Annotated in this window: 20 protein-coding genes and 1 pseudogene; 2 read left to right on the top strand and 19 right to left on the bottom strand. The window is 31.6% G+C overall.

Annotated features, from left to right (window positions below; all coding sequences use genetic code 11):
- Positions 1–204 precede the first annotated feature (204 nt).
- From JG780_RS06390 to JG780_RS06365, 6 genes and pseudogenes are all read right to left on the bottom strand, one after another.
- The gene (locus JG780_RS06390) at positions 205–1,443 is read right to left on the bottom strand and encodes a DUF1015 domain-containing protein (RefSeq protein WP_004101776.1); all 1,239 of its coding nucleotides are present in this window, start codon (positions 1,441–1,443) and stop codon (positions 205–207) included.
- 174 nt (positions 1,444–1,617) lie between these two features.
- Positions 1,618–2,618: pseudogene (locus JG780_RS06385) on the bottom strand (ABC transporter ATP-binding protein).
- Complete coding sequence (locus tag JG780_RS06380; protein WP_012580202.1) at positions 2,599–3,606, bottom strand: ABC transporter ATP-binding protein; 1,008 nt, start codon at positions 3,604–3,606, stop codon at positions 2,599–2,601. Before JG780_RS06380 ends, JG780_RS06385 begins: the two are co-directional and overlap by 20 nt.
- Before the next feature lie 5 nt (positions 3,607–3,611).
- Positions 3,612–6,140, bottom strand: a complete 2,529-nt coding sequence (locus JG780_RS06375; RefSeq protein ID WP_287569630.1) for an ABC transporter permease — start codon at positions 6,138–6,140, stop codon at positions 3,612–3,614.
- Between the two features lie 13 nt (positions 6,141–6,153).
- Complete coding sequence (locus JG780_RS06370; protein WP_287569628.1) at positions 6,154–7,587, bottom strand: ABC transporter permease; 1,434 nt, start codon at positions 7,585–7,587, stop codon at positions 6,154–6,156.
- A 53-nt stretch (positions 7,588–7,640) separates the two neighbouring features.
- Entirely contained in the window at positions 7,641–9,419 is a 1,779-nt protein-coding gene (locus tag JG780_RS06365) for an ABC transporter substrate-binding protein (RefSeq protein ID WP_287569627.1), read from the bottom strand.
- Positions 9,420–9,609: 190 nt separating this feature from the next.
- Between JG780_RS06365 and rsmD the strand changes: the two genes are divergently transcribed.
- On the top strand, positions 9,610–10,149 hold the full coding sequence (gene rsmD, locus JG780_RS06360) for a 16S rRNA (guanine(966)-N(2))-methyltransferase RsmD (RefSeq protein WP_463274143.1): 540 nt from the start codon (positions 9,610–9,612) through the stop codon (positions 10,147–10,149).
- Here rsmD and JG780_RS06355 read toward each other — a convergent pair.
- The 7 genes from JG780_RS06355 to JG780_RS06325 form a co-directional block, all read right to left on the bottom strand.
- A complete protein-coding gene (locus tag JG780_RS06355; RefSeq protein ID WP_004101788.1) occupies positions 10,132–10,902 on the bottom strand; it encodes an ABC transporter permease in 771 nt (256 codons plus the stop codon). The genes rsmD and JG780_RS06355 overlap by 18 nt on opposite strands.
- Positions 10,899–11,714, bottom strand: coding sequence for an ABC transporter permease (locus tag JG780_RS06350; protein ID WP_012580205.1), 816 nt, complete (start codon positions 11,712–11,714; stop codon positions 10,899–10,901). Before JG780_RS06350 ends, JG780_RS06355 begins: the two co-directional genes overlap by 4 nt.
- A gap of 2 nt (positions 11,715–11,716) precedes the next feature.
- Positions 11,717–12,808, bottom strand: coding sequence for an ABC transporter ATP-binding protein (locus JG780_RS06345; RefSeq protein ID WP_004101792.1), 1,092 nt, complete (start codon positions 12,806–12,808; stop codon positions 11,717–11,719).
- A gap of 15 nt (positions 12,809–12,823) precedes the next feature.
- On the bottom strand, positions 12,824–13,846 hold the full coding sequence (locus JG780_RS06340; RefSeq protein WP_004101794.1) for an extracellular solute-binding protein: 1,023 nt from the start codon (positions 13,844–13,846) through the stop codon (positions 12,824–12,826).
- A gap of 85 nt (positions 13,847–13,931) precedes the next feature.
- A complete protein-coding gene (gene speE / locus JG780_RS06335; RefSeq protein ID WP_287569620.1) occupies positions 13,932–14,831 on the bottom strand; it encodes a polyamine aminopropyltransferase in 900 nt (299 codons plus the stop codon).
- 2 nt (positions 14,832–14,833) lie between these two features.
- Positions 14,834–15,226, bottom strand: a complete 393-nt coding sequence (speD, locus tag JG780_RS06330; protein WP_004101797.1) for an adenosylmethionine decarboxylase — start codon at positions 15,224–15,226, stop codon at positions 14,834–14,836.
- A gap of 27 nt (positions 15,227–15,253) precedes the next feature.
- Positions 15,254–15,787, bottom strand: a complete 534-nt coding sequence (locus tag JG780_RS06325) for a cupin domain-containing protein (protein WP_004101799.1) — start codon at positions 15,785–15,787, stop codon at positions 15,254–15,256.
- A 214-nt stretch (positions 15,788–16,001) separates the two neighbouring features.
- On the opposite strand from JG780_RS06325, the gene JG780_RS06320 reads away from it, so the two are divergent.
- Positions 16,002–17,432, top strand: coding sequence for a phospho-sugar mutase (locus JG780_RS06320; RefSeq protein WP_287569616.1), 1,431 nt, complete (start codon positions 16,002–16,004; stop codon positions 17,430–17,432).
- Here the strand turns inward: JG780_RS06320 and JG780_RS06315 are convergent.
- Genes JG780_RS06315 through JG780_RS06290 form a run of 6 tightly spaced genes read right to left on the bottom strand, consistent with a single transcriptional unit; the run spans position 17,384 to position 22,377 of the window.
- Entirely contained in the window at positions 17,384–18,172 is a 789-nt protein-coding gene (locus JG780_RS06315) for a Rossmann-like and DUF2520 domain-containing protein (protein ID WP_012580209.1), read from the bottom strand. The genes JG780_RS06320 and JG780_RS06315 overlap by 49 nt on opposite strands.
- Positions 18,173–18,182: 10 nt before the next feature.
- Positions 18,183–18,857 carry a DUF554 domain-containing protein gene (locus JG780_RS06310; RefSeq protein ID WP_287569614.1) on the bottom strand — a complete coding sequence of 225 codons (675 nt, stop codon included), beginning with the start codon at positions 18,855–18,857 and terminating at the stop codon, positions 18,183–18,185.
- Positions 18,858–18,860: 3 nt separating this feature from the next.
- Positions 18,861–19,694: a DMT family transporter gene (locus JG780_RS06305; protein ID WP_114702640.1), complete on the bottom strand. Its 834-nt coding sequence runs from the start codon at positions 19,692–19,694 to the stop codon at positions 18,861–18,863.
- Positions 19,675–20,079 (bottom strand): rRNA maturation RNase YbeY, encoded by a 405-nt coding sequence (ybeY, locus tag JG780_RS06300; RefSeq protein ID WP_004101813.1) that lies wholly within the window; start codon positions 20,077–20,079, stop codon positions 19,675–19,677. Before ybeY ends, JG780_RS06305 begins: the two co-directional genes overlap by 20 nt.
- Positions 20,054–21,433, bottom strand: a complete 1,380-nt coding sequence (locus JG780_RS06295; protein WP_004101816.1) for an HDIG domain-containing metalloprotein — start codon at positions 21,431–21,433, stop codon at positions 20,054–20,056. Before JG780_RS06295 ends, ybeY begins: the two co-directional genes overlap by 26 nt.
- Positions 21,430–22,377: a PhoH family protein gene (locus tag JG780_RS06290; protein WP_004101818.1), complete on the bottom strand. Its 948-nt coding sequence runs from the start codon at positions 22,375–22,377 to the stop codon at positions 21,430–21,432. Before JG780_RS06290 ends, JG780_RS06295 begins: the two co-directional genes overlap by 4 nt.
- Positions 22,378–22,505: the final 128 nt, after the last annotated feature.

Genomic DNA, 22,505 nt, shown 5'->3' with positions numbered 1-22,505 from the left:
GCAACAATTGTTTTTTTAATTTCAATAATATTTTTTGAGATAGGACTTAGAGCGATGAGAAGAGAAAATGAGAAAAAGACAAAAGAAAGTAATAAATTAGGGATAAGATTTTTGATTTTGAGCGGAATTTTATTTGGACTTTCTGGATTGACAGCATTTTTTGTGTAGAGTAAAAAATGGAGCGCATTTTGCGCTCCATTTTGTTTACATAAGATGAACTATTATACCACTCTTTAGTTTTGGTTCAAACCACGTTGATTTTGGTGGCATTATTTTTCCTTCATCAGCTACTTGAAGCAGTTCTTCTATCGATGTTGGATAAAGAGCAAATGCAACTGTATATTCTCCACTGTCAACAAGTCTTTGGAGCTCTTCAACTCCTTTAATACCCCCAACGAAATTAATTCTTTTATCAGTTCTTGGATTTTCAATTCCAAGAATTGGATTTAAAAGATTATTTTGCAAGATGGCGACATCTAAGGAAGATACTACATCATTTTTATCAAATGTTCCTTCCTTTGCACTTAGCTTGTACCATTTTCCATCTAGATACATTCCAAATTCATGTTTCTTTTCAGGCTTGAATGGAGAGTTTGGAGCATCTTCGATATCAAATTTTGCTGAAATTTTCTTTAAAAATTCTTCTTTGGAATTTCCGTTTAAATCTTTAACTACTCTGTTATAGTCAAGAATGTGAAGTTGGCTGTGTGGAAATAATACGGCTAGGAAGAAGTTGTATTCTTCTTCTCCGGTGTGATTTGGATTTTCTTTTGCAAGTTCTTCAGCAGCTCTTGCAGCAGCTGCAGCTCTGTGGTGACCATCTGCTATATAGAAAGCATCTACACTTTTGAAAGCATCAACGATTTCTTTTATTTCATTTTCGTCTTTTACTACCCATAAAGTGTGGTGTATTCCACTTTCATCGGTGTAATCATATTCTGGCTCTTTTGTAGTGTGTTTAATGATTAATTGATCAATTTCTGGTCTTGAACGGTACATTAGAAATACTGGTCCAGTATGAGCTTGCATTAATTTAACGTGTCTTGCTCTTTCGTCTTCTTTATCTTTTCTAGTAAGTTCATGTTTTTTGATCTTTCCTTCTCTGTATTCTTGAGTTGAGAAGGTTGCATATATACCTATCTGTGAATATCCTTTCCATTCTTCTTTATAAACATATATAGCTGGTTTGTCTTCAAGAATCATAACTCCTTCTTTTTGAAAGTTTTCTAAAACTTCTTTACCTTTTAGTATTACTTCATCTGAGTGTGTGTCGACTTCTCCATCAAAGTTTATTTCTGGTCTTGTAACTTTGTAAAATGTATAAGGATTTCTTTCAGCTTCTTTTCTGGCTTCTTCAGTTGAAACTACGTCGTATGGTTTTGCAGCAACTTTATCTATCATATCTTTTCTTGGTCTTAATCCTCTAAATGGTCTTACTACCATTTTTCTACCCCCTTTGTAATTTTTTTCAAAATCATTTTAACATATGGGAATATGGCTTTCAATTTTAAAAAAAGCTAAAATAAAATAATGAGTTATTCATATCACTTGAATCCTTTTTTATGCTTTTTTATAATCAAAAAAAGGTCCTAGTTTTTAACTAGGACCTTGTAAACTTTATATTTTTCCTTCTTGTACCAAGTAGCATGCAACATAATGGTTGTTCCCTATATCTTTTAATTGAGGGTGTGGTTCATTTTTACATTTTTCCGTCCTGAATGGACATCTATCGTAGAATCTACAGCGAGGAGGTGGATTTATTGGTTTGCTAACGCTACCAATTATATTTGGTTCATCTTTTTTATGTTCTGGATCAGGTACTGGCACTGCTGTAAGGAGTGCTCTTGTATATGGATGCATTGGATTAAAGAGTAACTCTTCTGTTTCAGCATATTCTAATATTTTTCCTAGATACATTACAGCAATTTTATCACACATGTATCTTGCCACTGCAAAATCGTGAGTGATATACAAATAGCTCATGTTGTATTTTTCTTGCAGCTCCATTAAAAGGTTCATAACTCCTGTCCTAACAGACACGTCAAGCATTGAAGTTGGTTCATCTGCTACTATAAATGTTGGGTTAAGTACCAAAGCCCTAGCTATTGCTACTCTTTGCCTTTGTCCTCCTGAGAGCTCATGTGGATATCTCCATAGAAAACTTGAAGGTGGTGTAAGGCCAACATCTTGAAGCAATTTTAAAACTTTTTCTTCTCTTTCTTTTAAGTTTCCAATGTTGTGAATGTTAAGTGGTTCAGCAATAATTCAAAAATAGTCATTCTTGGATTTAGTGATTCATACGGATCCTGGAAAATCATTTGTACCTTTTTATGATATTCAAGCTTTGATTCATATTCACTAATTTCTTTTCCATCAATATAGACTTTTCCGTCGGTTGGTTTTTCAAGACCAACTATAACTTTTCCAGTTGTAGTTTTTCCACATCCGGATTCACCAACAAGCCCAAGTGATTTTCCTCTTTTTATTTCAAAAGATACATCATCAACTGCATGAACATAATGTTTTACACGAGAAAAAAGGCCTCTATCTGCAGCAAAATACTTTTTTAAATTCTCAATTTTTAAAATTGTATCAGTTTTATAGATTGTTTTTTGCATTATCTCTCACCTCTTTTGTTAATGGATACCAACATGCAACATAATGACCTTCTTCAATTTCCCTGTACTCTGGTTCTTCTTCTTTACATTTTTCCGTTGCAAAGGGACATCTTGGAGCAAATCTACATCCTTTTGGAGGATTTAAAAGGTTTGGGGGTTCTCCTGGAATAGTTAGAAGTTTTTTCTTTTCTCCAATAGTACTTGGAAATGCGTTCATCAATAAGAAAGTGTAAGGGTGCATTGGATTTTTAAAAATTGTAATTGAATCTGCAAGCTCTACAAATTTTCCTGCATACATAACGGCTATTTTATCACTAACTTCGGCAATTACGGCTATATCATGAGAAATATAAATCATTGCCATATTAAGTTTTTCTTGAATTTTTTTCATTTCTTTCAATATTTTATCTTGTACGATAACGTCCAATGCAGTTGTTGGTTCATCTGCAATTATTACTTTTGGATCACAAGATAAGGCAAGTGCAATTACTGCTCTTTGCTTCATTCCACCACTATATTGATGTGGATATTGTTCCATTCTTTTTGGATCAAGACCTACCAGTTCAAACAATTCTGCTACTTTTTCTTTGGCTTCATCTATTGTTTTTTCTGGATAATGTGTTAATATAGCTTCAACAATTTGATCGCCTACTTTGTATACAGGGTTTAATGAATTCATTGCAGCTTGAAAAACCATCGCAAGACCTTTCCATCTATATTTTCTCATTTCATTTTCTGGTAAAGAAACTAAGTCTACCTTTTTTCCGTTATCATCTTCAAAGAAGACATTACCACCTCTGAATTCTCCATTTTCTGGAAGGAGTCTTAACATTGTCATAGAAACGGAAGTTTTTCCACAACCAGATTCACCAACTATTCCTAAACTTTCTCCTCTATCTAAAGTAAAACTGATTCCATCAACCGCTTTTACATATCCCATTTTTGTTTTATAGTGCATTTTTAAATCTTTAACTTCTAATAATGCCACGTAAATCACCTCTTTCTAAGTCTTGGATTTACAATTTCTTCCAGACCTCTACCCAAGAAATAAAATCCTGAACAGAATATTGTGATTATTAAACCGGCTGGAACCCATAACCACCAGTATGAACCTATATTACCAGATGAAAGATAACCAGAAGTCCAAGCAGTATTTATCATAATACCCCAACTAATTCTTATTCTTAGAAGTCCCAAGAAGCTTAAAGAAGCTTCTGAAAAAACTGCTCCTGTGACATTAAACATCATGTATAGAAAAGAAAGAGGCATAACATTAGGAATTATATGGTTAAAGATAATATATCTGTTTGAAGCTCCGGCAACTTTTGCAGCTTCTATGTAAGGTTTTACTTTAATTGTAAGTGCCTGAGCTTTTATGACCAATGTAATTCCTCCAAAACCACCTAAAAGACCTAGAATAAGAGCTAACCAGAAAAGATTAAGTTTGAAAAATCCTGAAAGTACTATTAAGAATGCGATACCGGGGAATAACAACATTAAATCTGCAAGTCTCATGAAAAAAGTATCTATAAGACCGCCATAATAAGCAGCAATTGTTCCAATAATGGTACCTATAGTTACGGTAATGATTGCTGCCAAGAAACCGAGCATAAATTCACTTGGGGTACTTCTCCAAAGTTGCATGAATATATCTCTACCACCTGGATCTGTACCAAGTATATGCCATCTGTTTGGTGGTAAAGGATGTTGTATGCCTAATTTGGATGCAAGAGCAAGATCGTTATAAATGCTTACAACTAGCTCTTTTGCTTCTTTTTCAGATAAATTAAGCGGTTGATTTAGATAATTCAATGCTTCTTTTAAGTCATTGCTTGAAGTCAAAATATCTGAATATTTTTCTTCCCAGTATTTCCTACTATTTTCAGATAGATTATTTGTATATTCTTTTATGATTTGTGAAAGAATAGTTTTTGATATTATCTTATCTTCACTATTGGTTAATAACTTTATATGGTTTGTTACAGGTGAATGATTCTTTAATTTTTCAACAATATCTATTCTTCTATAATTAGCATCACCAGCACTTTCTAAATTTTCAACTATAAGATCAAAGTGTTTTGCGTTATAAGTTGCAAGTGCTAGAAGGTTTATCATTGGGTCATCCAATGCAGGAATAAGTTTTGTAAAGTCTAATGACAAATATATTTTTGGAATATCGATACTGTTTAATTGAATATTGGTTATTTTACTTACAACTGATAACATGTAGGCTCTTGAATTTGCAACAATTTTAAATAGATTTTCTTGTTTTTTCCTAAAGCTTTCAAGTATTTGTGGATAATCAAAAAGATTATCTTCTAATTTTGCTTTAATACTTGGCGAAAGATCAAAGGTTATAATCGCAAGGTTTATCCCAGAAAGATTATCAAGAAGTTTTGCTGGTTCTTTTAAATTAAATTCTAAGCCTAATTTTGAAAATTCTTTTGAAAGTTCTTCAAAATATTTTGTTATTCTGTTTTTATTTGATTCTTTATTTTCTGTAACACTGAGGTCAGGAATTTTTGAAATTGCAAAATCTAATAGGTTTTCATATTTTGAACTTTTAAGCATTTTAATTGTTTCATCATAATTATTGTTAATTTTTGATAATGTAAGAATATCAACTAAAGTATTGAATACAGTTGCTTTAGCAAGATCAAATGTGGGGATTTTTTCAAATTCTATTGTTGATTCAAGATCAGATTGATTTGAAACGGATACTTGAACATCGATTATGTTTTCTTTTGCAAGTGTAGAAATAGCTTTGTAAATTTTATTTTGTGCTTCTTTGATCTCTTCATTAGAATATTCTTTGTTGAGTAGTTCTATAAAGAGTTCTCTTTTATCCTTTCCGGAAGCAATTTTAATCCATAGTGAAATAGTTGAAATTTCTTTTTCGTCCTTATAAGGTGATAATGCACTTGCCAGAGTTGCTATATCTATATTCTCAAGCAATTTTTTAAATGAAGTTAGTGAGAATTTTTTTCTGTCACCTATTTCGATAACTTGTGCAATAGGTTTTATTGTTATTAGATCATGTTCAGCTAATTGATTTACTTGTGTTTGAAATCTTATTCTTTCTTTCATTGGAAAGTAATTATCAACAATTGAATCAAGTACATGCCTAAAAGCTTGTGCATAATCTAAATTTACGAATTTTCTTTGTGCCTGATCTATTTTTTGTTCTATCTGTTTTTTAAATTCTTCCCCTTGATCCAAGAAAGAATATGTAAATATTATTGATGGAGGAATTTCTATTCCTTTTATAACATTTTGTGGTGACATGTATTTTGAAATGTATGATATATCATGTATTCTAGGATCTGTCCCAGTAACTGGATTATATATACTATGGTCAACAAATTGCCAGGCAATTGGGTAGGAAATTGCAAAAAGCCCAAATATTATAATAATGCTTAAACCAAAAACTCCCATTTTATTTTCTTTAAATAGTTCCCAATTCTTTTTAAAATTCTTCAAAAATAATTTTATTTTTATTTTGGTGATTGATTCATTTGCCATTTGCTTCACCCCTTCAATATCTGATTCTAGGATCTAGGATTGCGTATAAAATATCGGCTACCAAATGAGCAACTAAAATAAACACGCCTGTAAAGGTAAGGCAGCCCATAGCAAGTGGGGTATCTTGAACAAGTGTTGCATTTAAGAGAGTAAGTCCCATACCCTTCCAAGAAAACATAGTTTCAGTGATAACACCACCACTTACTGTTGAGGCGAGAGATAATACAAAGCTTGTAACGAGTGGTAAAAGTGCGGTTCTTGCTGCATGCTTGTCTCTTACAATTTTGTCTGGAAGGCCTTTTGCTTTTGCAGTTGTAATATAATCTTCCTTTATAATTTCAAGCATTGTATCCCTCATCACTAACATGCTTCCTGCAAAACCAAGAATGGTAAGAGATATAACCGGAAGAACAACGTGGTATATAATATCGAGTGCATAATAGCCATATCCATTAAAGAACCAATATAATACTACTAATATAATTCCCGAAAGCGATATAGAAAGTACTGATATATTTTTAGCTTTTTTCGTTTTCATGAATGAAGCAACGATTATACCAACTACCCAGAATGCTACTAAAACAAAAGCACTTAGCAATAATCGTATAAATACATCTTGAGTTGAGAAGCTTACATTTAGCCATTTTGATGGTTCTATAAAACCGCTTAATGGGAAAATACCTAATACGACACCAAATAACCATATCATAATTAACATAAAGAATGGTGTAAATATTGTCCAAAATACAATTCCAACAAATGTTGCGACTTTATCTGAAATACCTCCCCTTTTCCAAGCTATTCTTTTTCCAAGATTGTATCCCAAAATATATGAAGATAAAGTTGTCATTAAAAATAGAAAAACTGTTCTTGGAAGTCTTTCTGCAATTATATCTTCGACTCTTTTCGGATATTCAGAAAAAGAAATTCCAAGTTCAAGATTAAAGAAATTTCTCATATGTTTTGCATATTTTACATACCACGGGTCATCAACACCAAATAATCTTTTTATTTTTTCCATCATTTCAGGTTGTTTCATTATTTTTGGGTCCAAAAATTTCGAAGTGTAATCTCCGGGCATAGCAAGGAATATAAAGAAAACAACGGTAACATATATAATGAGTAATATTAGCATTTGATACAGTCTATTTCTAATAAATTTGAATAGTCCAGGTAGTGGAAGTGAAAATAAGTACAATACTATTGAAAGTAAATAATTGAATCTTGGACTGAAAATGAATAAATACTTGATATTAAAAAAGGCTGAAAAGTAAAGAACTAAGGTAATAATTAAAAATACATAGTGATGGATTTTTTTTGTGTTAGATGCAGTGATTATAACTCCTAAAAGTGGAAGAATTAATCCAAAAGCAATTTTAGATGAAAAAAACAACGTAATTATGAACAATATTCCTACTGTAAGCTGTATCGAAAGTTTTGTCTTCATTTTCACCTCTCCTTTTTGTTAAAATAGCCCCCCTCGAACGAGGGGGCAAGAAATTATTTTACTTTCATAACATTTTCTGGGAATCCATTGTAATTTTGAATACCATCAAGAATGTCTGTGTATGGGAATGCTATGCTATCTCTGTATGCTTCATATATTGGAGTTGTAAAGAGGATAATGTAAGGAAGATCTTCTGCAAGAAGTTCTTGTGCAGCCTTAATAGCTTCAACTGCTTCATCAAAGCTGTCTGCCATTTCAAATTCTTCAACAAGAGCATCAAATTCTGGATTGTTGTATCCTGGAGTATTGAATCCTTCTGGTGCCATTTGATCTGATGCCCAGAAACTCTTGAAATATGTTGGAACTCTTCCTATACCCCAACCTAACATGTACATATCGAAATCAACTTCATCAAATGCCCTTGTAACTATTTCATTAAAGTCTGTAAGTTTTACGTCAATTGGAATTCCTAAATCTTTTGCCCATTGTTCTATGTAAATAGCAGTGGTTGCTCTCATAGGATCGTATTCTCCTGATGGAGAGAGAAGTTCAAGATCTGGAACATAATTTCCATCTGGCCCCTTCAAGCCTTTACCTTTTTTGACTACTGGGTTTGCAGTGTTATTTAAATCAAGAATTGGTTCTTGATCCCAGCTAAATCCAGCTTTTTTCAAAAGTTCTATTGCAAGTTGATATCTTTCTCCTCTTGAAAGTCCCTCGCCTATTGTTTTGACGTCAGAGTTATACCAGAATGTATTTGCAGGTGGAACAGGAGTTGCAAGTGGAATTGCTTTTCCTTGCAATACCCTATTACAGATATAATCCCTATCTATTAATGCTGCGATTGCTTGTCTGAATTCTTTAATATTGAATGGGAATTTTCTTAAGTTAAATGCTAAATATCTAAAGCCTAGTGAAGGATTAACTGTAAGTTTTATGCCTGGTACACCTTTTAGTGATTCAAATTCACCTGATGTTAATCCATTTGGATTTAAAACAAAATCAACATCACCTTTTTGGAGTGCTTGAAGTGCCACTGACTTATTTCCATAGATCCTGTAGATTATTTTATCTACGTAAGGTCCATTTTCAACGGTCAGTTTTACATTGCCTTCTGGAGATGGATTTACACTTGTCCATTTATAACCAGAATTTGGATTTTCAATGACAAATCCTCCATTTTCATAGAAAATACTTTTTTCACCTTGAGCCCAGTAGAAATCTTTATCAACTTCTCTTTTTACTTCAACGAATGCACCTTTTTCGATTTTTCCAAGATTTAATGCAGTGATTCCTGGATCTACTACTTCTTGGCTTAATAGCCAATTAACAGGATTTTCTTGTTCTTTTGCTTTTTCTACATATGGTTGCCAAAAGTTTTTGGAGACGATAGCTGTCATAAGTGTGTCGTAGTAAATTGTCATTGTTTTCTTTTCTTCAAAGTAGAATTTTACTGTCCATGGATCTATTTTTTCAACTTTCTTAGGTTCATATGCACCGGTCCAGTTTCCTCCAGGAAATTGCATTTCTTGTATGGTATTGTATGTGAAAACAACATCGTCTGCGGTAAATGGTGAGCCGTCGCTCCATCTTAAGTCTTTTCTTAGTTTTACAGTTACTGTATACATTCCATTTTCTTCAACAATTTCTGGGATTTCAGCTGCTGCGGATGGGATTAACATTCCATCTTTATTCATTCCAAGGAGTGATGGATATTTCCAGAGTTGGATATAAAAATTCCAAGCTGATGAACCTGATCCAAGTAAGTTCCAAATATTTGTGGTGGTGATATCTTCTAGTAATGCATAGTTAACTACTGTTTCAGCAAACAAAAATAATGATAACAAAATAGTTACGAATCGAACAAACGCTTCATAAAACGACCCCCTCCTTTATGAAAGTGTAATAAAAAATACCTTTTTGTAACAAGACAACTATTATTATACAAAAAATGAAACAGATAAGTCAAATTAATACAATAATAATTTTGATAAAATATATAAGTGCAAAGGGGTGATTTGCTTGTTATATATTGAATCCGGAGAATTAAAAGGTAGAAAAATTGAACTGGTTCCAAATGCAAATACAAGGTACACTCCAGGGAAAGTAAGGTTGGCGCTTGTAAGTATGCTTGATTTAAAAGGAAAAAAAGTTCTTGAACTTTGTGCAGGTAGTGGAGTGGTGGGGTTTGAATTTTTGAGTAATGGAGCAAGCAATGTATTTTTTGTGGATGTTTCAATAAGATCTATAAAGACAATTGAAAAAAATGCAAAAAATTTAAATGTGAAAGATAATATAAAAGTAATAAAAAAAGATGCGAGGATATTTTTAAAAAGTGCAAAGGAGAAATTTGACATTGTATTTATGGATCCACCTTTTAACCTTGGAATAGTTAATGAATTACTAAACTTTGTTGGTAATGTGCTAAAAGAAGATAGCATTCTTATTGTTGAGCATTCTAAAAAAGAAAAATTAACACCTCCTGATTATTTGGAGGTGCTATCTTCAAAAAAATATGGGGATGTATTGATTGATTTATTTAAGTTAGAAAATATACTTTAAGTATTTTTTCATTGTTAGACTAATTGCAATTGTTCCAACAAGGAGCAATGTAGATATAGCGTTAATTGTTGGTGAAATTCCAAATCTTATCATTGAATATATTTTAAGAGGTAATGTTGTAGAACCAGGCCCTGCAACAAAGAATGTTATAACAAAATCGTCAATCGACAAAGTAAAAGACATGAAAAATGCTGCTAAAATTCCAGGGAATGCCACAGGAATTATTACTTTATACAATGCAACACTTTTTGTAGCTCCCAAATCGTATGCAGCTTCAACAATGCTGTATTCAAAGTCTTGAAGTCTTGAATAAACAATCATCATAGCATATGAAAGAGAAAAAGTAGTATGTGCAATAAAGATTGTAAGCAAACTAAGACGAATCTTTATCATAACAAAAAATATAAGTAGAGAAACACCTATTATTATATCTGGAATTATTAGAGGAAGATAAGAAATAATCCAAATTGTATTTTTACCTCTAAACTTTTCCCAATAAAGTCCAATTGCAGCTAAAGTTCCAAGAGCCGTTGCTACTAAACTTGAGCTAACAGCAACTAATATAGAATTAAAAAATGCTCTCCATACATCGTACGAATCAAAGAAGAGTTCTTTATACCAGTGCAAGCTAAAACCTGTCCATATTGGAGACTTAGAGTTGTTAAAAGAAAATAGAATAACTATAAAGATTGGTACATAGAAGAATACAAAAGTAAAAATTGTAATTGTTTTTGATAGTGCTCCAGGTTTCATGTATGCACTTCCTTTTGAGTGGATTTTACAAATAGTAATACGCCAATTAGTGTTGCAAGAGTTAATATAGAAGAGATTGCAGAGGCTGCAGGCCAATTTTTTGCTACAGTTAGCTGCCGTACAATTTCATTTCCTATCATTTTTGAGTTTACTCCTCCAACAAGATCTGGAATGGCATAAGAGCCAAGAGCGGGTATGAAAACAAATAAGGTAGCAGTAATAAGTCCACTCTTAATATTAGGAATTAAAACCTTGAAAAAAGCCTTAGTTTTGTTGCAACCTAGGTCAAAAGCAGCTTCCAATATAGATTTTTCAAGCCTATCTATAGAAGCAAAAAGTGGAATAATTGCATACGGCAAATAAGTATAGACTATAACTAGAATTACTGCATAAGGATTATAAAGAAACTGTATGTAGTCATTTACTAACCCTATTTTTCTTAAAAGTTGATTAATGATACCGTTATTTCCTAAAACAAATATCCATGCATAGATTCTTATTAGTGAATTTGTCCAAAATGGGATTACAACTAGTAAAAGTAATAAGTCTTTTATTTTACTATTTGCAATGTAGTATGCAACAGGAAGTGCTAATAAAATTGTTAGTAAGGTTGCAACAAGTGAGATCCATATGCTTCGCCATAAAATTTTTAAGTAGCCTATGGAAAAAAGTGACTTATAACCTTCTAAAGAAAAGGAGAATTCCACACCGCCATATGTGGATTTTTCCATAAAACTAAAGCTGAGGACTATTAAAACGGGAACTATGAAAAAAAGAACTAACCATATACTGTACCCAGAAACGTATTTCACAATTAGTTCACCTCAACAATAAAACTGTCGTTTGGATCCCAGCTAACAAATACTTCGTCTTTCCAAGTCAAAATAGGTTCATCGAGAAGATAATTTACATGTTGTTTGTATACTCTTAAAATAAAACCATTGTCAAGTTTTACAAAGTATCTTGTTTGATATCCCATGTAAATTTCTTCTTCAATAATTCCGTGAAATACATTTTTACCGGTTAAAGGCTTTTTAGAAATTTTAATCTTTTCAGGCCGTAAGGTGAGAAGTATTTGATTTTTTTCCTTTACTTCTTTATCTTTATAACAATAGAATTCTCCTATACCGGGTGCTTCGATCTTTAGCAATTCTTCATTAATTTCTAAAACAATAGCTTTCATTAAGTTTGTCTCACCAATAAATGTTGCAACAAATTTATCGGCGGGACTTTCATAAATTTCATATGGTGTACCATATTGCACTATTTTTCCTTCATTCATTACAGCAACATGGTCAGAAATGCTTATTGCTTCTGCCTGATCGTGAGTTACATATATGAAAGTTATTCCAACTTGATCGTGAAGATTGTCAAGCTCAATCAATAATTCCTGTCTAAGTTTAGCATCAAGTGCACTTACAGGTTCGTCAAGTAAGAGAACTTTTGGTTCATTTGCAAGAGCTCTTGCAATGGCTACTCTTTGTCTTTGACCACCTGAGAGTTGGTTAGGTTTTTTATATGCATGTTCTTCCAATCTAATTAAATTTAGTAATTTTTCAACTTTTTCTTTAATTTCATTTTCTGAATATTTTTTTAACCTCAGTGAAAAGGCAATATTTTCAAATACGTTTAAATGTGGAAAGAGTGCATAGTTTTGGAAAATTGTATTTACAGGTCTTTTATGAGGAGGTATAGAAAGAATAGAAACATTGTCAAATTTTATATCTCCTTCATCAGCGTTTTCAAGACCTGCTATTATTCTCAAAAGAGTTGTTTTACCACAACCTGAAGGACCAAGAAGGGAGAAAAATTCTCCCTTCTTGACTTCAAGGTTAACATTTTTTAATACTTGAAAATCTCCAAACCATTTATTAATACCTTTAATTGATACGTGACTTCCTATCATTCTTTTTCACCTTATTTACATAATTATTTCTTGCCATGCTTTGTTATATAATTCTATTGCATCGCCTAAATCATTTATAAATTCACAGTTTTTGAGATCTTCTAAAGTATAAATAGGTTCACTTGTAATATATTTTCTTGCTTCTGTATTTGGTGAAGGAAGTCCTAAAAATTCGGCAATTATTGCAGCATTTTTAGGATCAAGAATGTGATTTATAAATTTGTATGCAAGGTCAACATTTTTTGCATCTTTGAGTATAACCATGTTATCGATCCATAAAGTTCCACCTTCTTTTGGAATAAAGAAATCAAAATTATCTTCTTCACCTTCTGGAACTCTCTGGAATATATCTTCACCGTATCCATGAACTACCCAGTATTCACCATTCACTATTCCATTTGCATATGAAGATGCATCAAATTTTACAATATTTTTTTTCCATTTAAGTATCAATTGTTTTGCTTCTTCTATTTCTTTAGGATTTGTTGTATTAACAGAATACCCTAGATATTTTAATGCTCCACCAAATACTTCTCTCATATCGTCAAGAAGTGTCATTTTTCCTTTCAATCTTTCATCTTCAAATATAGCCCATGAATGTTCATAATCTTTAACATATTTTTTGTTAACAGCAATTCCTGTTGATCCTAGCATGTATGGTACGCTATATTCGTGATTTGGATCATAAATTGTTTTTGAAAGGATTTCTTTGTCTAGATATTTAAAATTAGGTATTTTTGAAAGATCTAATTTTAATAACAAACCTTCTTTTTTCATTATTGATACGTGATCTCCCGATGGGAAAACTATATCGTATCCCCCACCACCAGCTTTGATTTTTGCATACATTTCTTCATTCGAAGCAAAAGAATCGTAAACCACTTTACAATTGTATTTTTCTTCAAAAGATTTAATTACCTCTTCTGGAATATATTCTTCCCAGTTGTATATGTAAAGTACTTTCTTTTTAGGAATAGCAACAAATGTAACAACTACGACGACGGCAATTAATATTAAAGTAATCCAAAATTTTTTCATTTTTTCAACCTCCTTCACTATATTTTTTCAATAAAAATGGATGGACGACTTGTCCATCCAACAAATTATTAAATTGATTTATACATTATAAATTCTCTAATTCCTTTTTTAAGAAAGTTGGCAAGGCAAATGCAGCTTTATGAATTTCTTCGTTGTAATATTTTAATTCTTCGCCAAAGTTCTTAACTTTTTCAGGATCAAAATCTTTAATAGGATCAACTCCTTTTGATGCAAATGTGTAACCCCACATACCACTTGGATAAGTTGGCATAAATCCAAGGTATAGTTTTGTAACAGGGAATACTTTCTTTATTCTAGAATATGCAAGTCTTAACCATGCACCATCATATAACCAATCTTCTGATTCAGCAGAAAAAGTACCATTTTCCTTGAGAGCATCAAAACATGCTTTGTAAAAATCTTCAGTAAATAGGTGCCCTCCTTCACCTGCTGTTGGATCTGTTGAATCAATTATAATTACATCAAATTCATTTTTAAAATTCCTTACAAATTGAGAACCATCTTCAAAGACAAGTTCTACCCTTGGGTCATCCAATTTTGAAGCTGTGACAGGAAGATATTTTTTTGCTGCTTCGACAACCATTTCGTCAATTTCACACATTATAACTTTTTCTACACTTTTGTGTTTCAATACTTCTCTTACACTTCCACCGTCACCGCCACCAATTACTAATACCTTTTTTGGGTTTGGATGCATGAACATTGGTACATGAACTAGCATTTCGTGGTAGAAAAAGTCATCCTTTTCTGTAGTCATTGTAATTCCATCTAATGAAAAGACTCTACCAAAGAAATCCGTTTCGAAAATATCTATTCTTTGATATTTACTTTGTGCACTATAAAGATGTTTATTCATTTTCATGAAAATACCACAATTACCTGGAGTGTAATATTCAAAGTACCAGAGATGTCTATTAGGTACAAAGCCATATTGCATTCCATCATTTATTTTTTTTTCAGACATACTTACACCTCCATTTTATGTGGGGAATTTTCTGGAATTCCTATTTCGTCGTATTTCCCCCTTAAATGTTCTACAACATGTACTCTTTGAGATTTCAAAACTTCTTTTAGATATGTAAAAGCCTTCCATGGATCTACATCATCTCCACATGTAAACAAATCTACAGCGGCGTAACCGTATTCAGGCCATGTATGGATTGTTAAATGAGATTCTGATATAACTACTACTCCACTTACTCCGTAAGGGAGGAATCTATGGAATGAGGAGTTAACTAGCGTAGCACCAGTTTCATACGCTGCATTTTTCATTGATTGCTCAATTTTTTCAACATTGTCAAGAATTTCCTTGTCACAGTCATAAAATTCTGCTATGATATGTCTTCCTAAGCTTTTCATAACAATCCCTCCCCTTTTAAAGATTTTTTATTCAATATCTATCCAGAGAAATTTTACGCTCTTTTCATATGGATTTCTTATTTTATGTTTCCTATCTGAACAGTAGTAAAAACAATCACCTTGATTTACTTTATATACTTTTCCATCCAAAATTAATTCCAACTTTCCACTTATTACGTATCCAAATTCATCGCCTTCATGTGGATCTTCTTCTTCTGTCTCAGCACCTGGTGCTAGTTCAATAAGTTTCGGGTCAATCGATTTATCTTCGATATTGTCCATGAGTATATATCCTTTTATTCCGTATTCATCCAGGTACATTGGAACTCTTTCGCTTGCTTTAAAAACTATCTTTTCTTGTCTTTTATCTGTAGAAAAGAAAGTTTTTAAATCGCTACCTAAAACTCTTAAAATCCTTTCTAAAGTGTCTATTGAAGGTGATACTTGATCATTTTCGAGTTGAGAAATAAAGCTCCTTGAAAGATCACATCTGTCTGCTAGCTCTTCTTGCGTGTACCCCCTTGCAATGCGTAAAGTCTTTATTTTTTTACCTAATTTCAATATCCCACCCCATGTGATGTCTATAATACTGAACAAAATGTGTCTATGATACGGAACATATTATATAACCAAATTGCTATTTTTTGTGTGAAAAAAAGGTAACTTTAATGTAACAAGTTTAATATTGATATCGCACATATGGAAAGTTGTTATTTGAAAGTAGTCATGTATAATGTATAATAAATAAATAGAATAACGAAAGGGGGAGAAGATAGTGATATTGTTTGGTACTGGTGGAATACGTGGAGTTATGAGAGAGGGAGAATTTGATGAGAAAACTGTTATGGTTGCAAGTAAGGGTGTTTCAAATTACATGAAAGATAATAATCTTAACAAAGTTATAATAGCATACGATACTCGAAACAATTCAAGAAAATTTGCAGAATTAGCAGCTCAAGTTTTTTCTGCGGATAATCACGAAGTTAAAATTTTTGATAGACCTGTACCAACACCTGTTTTATCGTTTGCAGTTAGATATCTAAAATATGACATGGGAGTTGTAATTACAGCAAGTCATAATCCACCAGAATATAATGGTTACAAAGTTTATACTTCAAACGGAGTTCAGGCAGTACCAAGTGTAACTAATGTATTATCAAGGTATGTAGAAAACGCTTGGAATTTACCAATAAATTTATCAGAAAATTATGAATTTGTTGGAGATAATATTTTAAATGTTTATATTGATAAAGTAGTAGAATTAATTTCTACAGATTTGAGTGGTCTTAAGGTACTTTATACTCCTCTTCATGGTACAGGTGCATTCCCTGTAGTTAAAGTTTTAGAAAAATTGGGAGCAGAAGTTATTAAAGTAGAAGAACAAATGGTTCCAGATGGTAACTTTCCAACGGTTACTACACCAAACCCAGAGGATGATGAAGCGTTGGTGTTGTTATATAAATATCAAAAACAGTACGGTGCAGATTTAGCAATAGCTACTGATCCAGATTGTGATAGAGTGGGTGTTGTTTGGAAAGGTAAAAGACTTACGGGAAATCAAGTAGGAGTTTTAATAGCAGATTATTTATTAAAAGATGCAGATGAATCATCCATGATTGTAAAAACTATTGTTACTACTAATATGGTAAAGCCAATGTGTGATGAAAAAGGAGTAAAGCTATTTGAAACTCCAACAGGGTTTAAATTTATTGGAGATCTTGCAGAAAAAAGTAGATATAAATTTTTATTTGGTTTTGAGGAAAGTTGTGGATATCTTACAGGTGATATAGCACGAGACAAAGATGCAGTAATAGGTTCTGCTTTGATTGCATCTGTTGCAAAACACTATGATTTAATTGAAAGATTGAATCATTTGTATGAAAAATATGGATATTATTTTGAAAAATTGTTGAATTTTAAATTCAAAGAACTTTCAATTGCAAAAAAACTTTATGAAAAAATTAAAGCAGGGAATATCCCATTTGATGCTAATATAGTAGATTATTCAAAGGGATACAAAGATATTGAACCTAATGAAACTATAAAGTTAGAATTTGAAGATGCATCTATTTTTGTTAGACCATCTGGAACTGAACCAAAACTAAAAGCTTATGTTATGGTTCACTCAGATAATAGAGAATATGCTGAAAAAAGACTTCAAGAACTTTCAGATTCCTTTTCTTCTTTCATTGAGAGTATGATCTGAATAAATCCATCAAAAAGATTGCATAACTCAGGAAAAGTACTACAAAATATTTCCATTTCAACGTTTACAATATCAACATCCTCTCTGTAAATGGGACCAGTTATAGAGTTTAAGGTCCCATTTTTTTTAACATTTTCAATTGTTGTTTTTAGAAGACTTTCCATAACTTCAAGGAACATTTCATGTGGTAAATTTGCGTTTTTATAAAATTTTTCTGCAAGATATACAAGTGCAAGTGGAAAGTTGCTCATTAAAACAGCAGAAAGATGATAGAGAACTTTTGACTCAGAAGGTATTTCAAAATATTTTCCACCAAGTAAGTTTACTATTTCTTTTGTAATTTTTGTATTTCCCTCAATTCCAAATACAATATCTTTAAAACTTGTTTCTTTACCTAAAACAGGGCAATTAGGATGCATCGATGCTGGATTCCACTCTTTTGGAAATATTGTTGAGGGATGGAATCCGCTAAAATGGATTACAGTGTTACCTTCAGAAACAAAATTTTTAATTAGGTCAACAGAATCTGGTAAAGTTGAGTCGTTTAAACCTACAAGTACTATATCTTCAAATTTAAAATTGTCATTGTATGTTACTGGAATGCCTTTTCCAAGTTCATCAGAAAGTTTTTTTGCCTTGTTTAAGTCCCTTGAAACTATGTACCCAATATCTACTTTATCTTTTAAATTGAATAAAATAGCAGTAGTTACCTTTCCAATTCCAACTATGTTTATTTTCATAATTTCCCCCCTAAAATAAGCTAGTTAAAAAACTTAATATTGGTGATATAAAAAGTGCTGGAAGAAAATTTCCAACTTTTGTATCCTTTATATCAAGTATCTTTAATCCTATACCAAGTACCATTACTCCACCTACTGCAACTAAATCATTTAAATACAAAGGATTTGTCAAAAAAGAAAGTTTTGAAGAAAGAAGCACTATAGTACCTTGAACCAATAATACCGAAATAGCAGATAACATAACCCCAAGTCCGTATATTGATGAGAGAACTATTGAAGAAATTCCATCAAGTAGTGATTTCATATAAATCAAAGAACCATCTTTAGTAAGTCCTGCGGTAATTGATCCGACAATTGTCAGTGGCCCTACTAAAAAAAGAATAGAAGATGCTACAAAACCTGTTGAAAAATCCCCTTCTTTAATACTATCACCAATTTTTTTTAGTTTACCTTCTATATTTATTAACTCTCCTATTATTCCACCAATAGCCATAGAGCCTAACACTATTAAAAAGTTATTGGCCTTTATTATCATATTTATTGCCATACCGATTGTACTTAGTCCTACTGCGAAAAATAGAATTTTTCTAATATTTTCCGGAAATCCTTTTTTTAAGATCATTCCAATTAAACTTCCTATGACAACTGCTATTGCGTTTACAACGGGAGTAAGTATAATTTTCACCTCCTAAAGGTATATTACAAATGCCCCTGAGATTAGTAAAATTGTCCCAAATATTCTCACTTTAATTTTTTCTTTAAAGAAAATGTAAGAAAATAGTACAGAAACTAATGCTGAAATCATTGATACAGGTTCTGCAATGCTAACATCCATGTATTTGAAAGCCATGAGCAGCGCAAAATATGCATATGCATTACAAAAACCACCTAATAATAGATATATTATATTTTTCTTTGTATAGTCTATATGTACCTTTACATTTTTATGTGATAAAAGGCTTACAGTAAAAAAGTATATCGTAATTATTAAATAAACTCCAAGGGAATAGCCAAGTTTGTTAAATGATGTGGTAAGAAACCCATCGACGACTCTACCTATGGCCATGAGTAGGGAAGAAATAATCATAGCAAGTGCGCCTTTACTTTTTAATATATTTTTGTATGAACTTGAGATTGATTTTTCTTTTTTTAGATATGAAACACCGTATATCATTAAAATGCTACCAACAATTTTTTGTATGGTAATTTTTTCACTTAAAAACAAAAAGCTAATGAAAATTAAAAATATAGCGTTAATATTATAAAGTGGTGCAACAACTGAAACATCTTCTTTTGATAGTGCATACATATATAAGAAAAAAGAAAAAGAATAGATCGTTCCACTTATTAAAGATACTTTTATTATATCAAAACTGAGATAGTTTATAAAAGGCAAAAACATTAAAGTTGAAAAACCGAAAAATCCCCATGCAGATATAATTGGGGAAGAATTTTTAGTTAAGATTTTTCCAAATATTCTTTCAAAACCTAGCAAAATAATTCTAATTGTTATCCACATCATATTTTTTTAAGTACTCTTCTTGTTTTTGAAACATTTCTTTTGCATTGGTTGTATCATATTCATGGTCATAGCCTGCTACATGCAATGCTGCGTGTATTAAAACTGTAAGTAATTCCTTTTCAAAGGTATTATAAAATTTCTCGGCATTTTCTTTTATAACATCTTCACATACGAATATTTCTGCATATAAATCATCATCTCCGTATACAAAAGTTAGTACATCCGTTGGAGCATTTATATTTCTATACTGGTTGTTTAATCTTTCAATTTCTCCTTTATCAATAAAGACTAAATTTACATTAACATCTTTGCCAATCTCGGTTTTTAGAATTTCATCCATATATTTTAAGTATCCTTCTTCAATTTGTTTGTTTGTTGTCACCATTTGCCTGCACCACCTTTTTTATCTCTTCTTTAGGATACTCTATTCTTGCTTTTGTTATGTTTACAATAACTTTTATAAATTCATCTATTATCAATTCCAATTCTTTTAGATTTAACCCAGATTCATCTAATTGCCTTTCGTTGTAAATAGATGAAACAATATTTTCTACCAAGTCTTTTATTCTCTGATAATTTGAAGAATTTAAACTCTTTAATGCAGCTTCAACACTATCGGCAAGCATTATTATTCCAGCTTCTTTGAATTGAGGTTTTGGACCAGGATATCTAAATGAATCTTCAGATACATTTTCTTCAAGTTCTTTTGCTTTATGATAAAAATATTTTTGTACTCTTGTACCGTGATGCTGCGGTATTATAAATTCTATCGTTAGAGGAAGTCTATATTTTCTTGCTAATTCTATACCTGATTTAACATGGTCTTCTAGAATAAGATGACTTAAGAAAGGACTTATGCTATCATGAGGATTTTCTTGATTGTCTGGAATATTTTCTACAAAGAAATAAGGCCTTATCATTTTACCTATGTCATGAAAATATGAGGCAACACGTGCAAAAGTTGAATTAGCACCAATCCTTTCTGCTGCTGCTTCAGCAAGGGTTGCTACCATAATACTGTGATAATATGTTCCAGGTGCTTGAAGAGACAGTCTTTTTAAAAGTGGATGATTCATGTTTGCAAGTTCTGAAAGCCCGATATTCGAGTATATTCTTGTAAAATATTCTATATATGGTAGTGTACCAAGTATTATTATAGTTGAAATGAAAGGATTTAGAACTCCATAGGAAATGTCGTAGATATTTAAATATAAAGGTTTTAGAGGGATTTGATCAAGAAGTAATGCAAACGATAGCAAAGAGGTGAAAACGGCAGATTTAGCAATCTCTATTCTTCTGTTTATATTCCTTATCAAATAGTTCATTAATAATATTTGAGATATCATGTATATAGCGCTATAAAAATCATTTATATGGAAAGCTATTAAAATACTTTGCAGTATTCCTGCTGAAAACCCAACTATATAAGAAGTTAATAGCGTTAGAAGCAAAGAAGATATTAGAAAAGGAGAAAGTGTTAAATCAAAGCGCTTAATTGAAATATAAGTTATAAATACTCCAAAAATAAAAAGGAAATAAAAAGTATTTTTGTATATTTTGTGTAATTTAAAATAAAAGACTTCTTCAAACACTTTTTCTATTACTAAATACCAAATAATAATTAAAAAAATAAGTTCGTAAATTGCTTTTATAATATTAAAATCAAAAAAATTTAATAAAGCAACAGTAATAAAAGAAACAATTACACCATCAAAGTTTTTTAACGGTATTTTTTTCACTCTTTTACCCCTTTTTCATAAACTTCATAAGCTTTTATTATTTTTTTTACAAGAGGATGTCTAACAACGTCTGCTTCGCTAAGATAGACAAAACCAATACCTTCAATTCCTTTAAGAATTTTTTCTGCCATTACAAGTCCTGAATTTTCTTTAATATCAATCTGTGTTATGTCTCCCGTTATAATCGCCTTTGAATTAAAGCCAATTCTTGTTAGAAACATTTTCATTTGTTCATAAGTTGTATTCTGAGCTTCATCAAGTATTATAAATGCATTATTTAAAGTTCTGCCTCTCATATATGCAAGAGGTGCGATTTCTATTATATTTTTTTCTCTATAAGATATAAACTTTTCGAGTGGCAACATATCCATTAATGAATCAAATAGTGGTCTTAGATAAGGATCAACTTTTTCAGAAAGATCACCTGGTAAAAAACCAAGCTTTTCCCCTGCTTCGACTGCGGGGCGTGTTAATATTATTCTACTAACTTTCCCGCTTCTTAAATAATCTACAGCAAGTGCAGAGGCGAGGTACGTCTTTCCAGTCCCAGCAGGTCCAATTACAAATACTATATCATTTTTTTCTACCGCATCAATATAGGCCTTTTGCCCCTTTGTTTTTGGTTTTACCCTGCCTCGAGCAATAGTTTTTGTAACAACATTTGAAAGAGCTTCTTCTTGAGTTTCCTCTTCTTTTTCAGAAACAAGGTATTCAAATTCATGCTTATCTAACAAATGACCATCACGTGTAATATTAATCATCTCTTTTATTATACTTTCTACAATTTCAATTTTCTTTTCGTCATCACCTCGAATAAAAATATCATTTCCTCTTAAACTAATTTCAAGTCCGAATTTCTTTTTCAAGTATCTCAGTCTATTATCGTATTGCCCAAACACTTCAACGACAAATACGTCTTTTGGAATAGATATCTTTTTTAACACGTAAGCACCTCACTTTAAATTTTGCAAAAGTTGCCTTGCTTCTTCTTTTGCTTCTTCATGTGTAGCATTTAACAGTGGATGAGCATTTGAATTTATAACTATTTCATACTCTTTTTTTGCCTCTTCAA

This window comes from Thermosipho sp. (in: thermotogales), assembly GCF_020054775.1.
Classification (GTDB): Bacteria; Thermotogota; Thermotogae; order Thermotogales; family Fervidobacteriaceae; genus Thermosipho; species Thermosipho africanus.
Note: the sequence above shows the minus strand (reverse complement) of the source record. Positions and strands in the feature narration are given on the sequence as shown.

What these genes read in the sequence shown, in the direction of transcription:
- JG780_RS06370 (WP_287569628.1), bottom strand. Translation starts at nt 7,587, where the DNA reads ATGAAGACAAAACTTTCGATACAGCTTACAGTAGGAATATTGTTCATA.
- JG780_RS06375 (WP_287569630.1), bottom strand. Translation starts at nt 6,140, where the DNA reads ATGGCAAATGAATCAATCACCAAAATAAAAATAAAATTATTTTTGAAG.
- JG780_RS06345 (WP_004101792.1), bottom strand. Translation starts at nt 12,808, where the DNA reads ATGATAGGAAGTCACGTATCAATTAAAGGTATTAATAAATGGTTTGGA.
- speE (WP_287569620.1), bottom strand. Translation starts at nt 14,831, where the DNA reads ATGTCTGAAAAAAAAATAAATGATGGAATGCAATATGGCTTTGTACCT.
- JG780_RS06340 (WP_004101794.1), bottom strand. Translation starts at nt 13,846, where the DNA reads ATGAAAAAATTTTGGATTACTTTAATATTAATTGCCGTCGTCGTAGTT.
- JG780_RS06390 (WP_004101776.1), bottom strand. Translation starts at nt 1,443, where the DNA reads ATGGTAGTAAGACCATTTAGAGGATTAAGACCAAGAAAAGATATGATA.
- ybeY (WP_004101813.1), bottom strand. Translation starts at nt 20,079, where the DNA reads ATGGTGACAACAAACAAACAAATTGAAGAAGGATACTTAAAATATATG.
- JG780_RS06315 (WP_012580209.1), bottom strand. Translation starts at nt 18,172, where the DNA reads ATGAAAATAAACATAGTTGGAATTGGAAAGGTAACTACTGCTATTTTA.
- JG780_RS06355 (WP_004101788.1), bottom strand. Translation starts at nt 10,902, where the DNA reads ATGAAACCTGGAGCACTATCAAAAACAATTACAATTTTTACTTTTGTA.
- speD (WP_004101797.1), bottom strand. Translation starts at nt 15,226, where the DNA reads ATGAAAAGCTTAGGAAGACATATCATAGCAGAATTTTATGACTGTGAC.
- JG780_RS06305 (WP_114702640.1), bottom strand. Translation starts at nt 19,694, where the DNA reads ATGATGTGGATAACAATTAGAATTATTTTGCTAGGTTTTGAAAGAATA.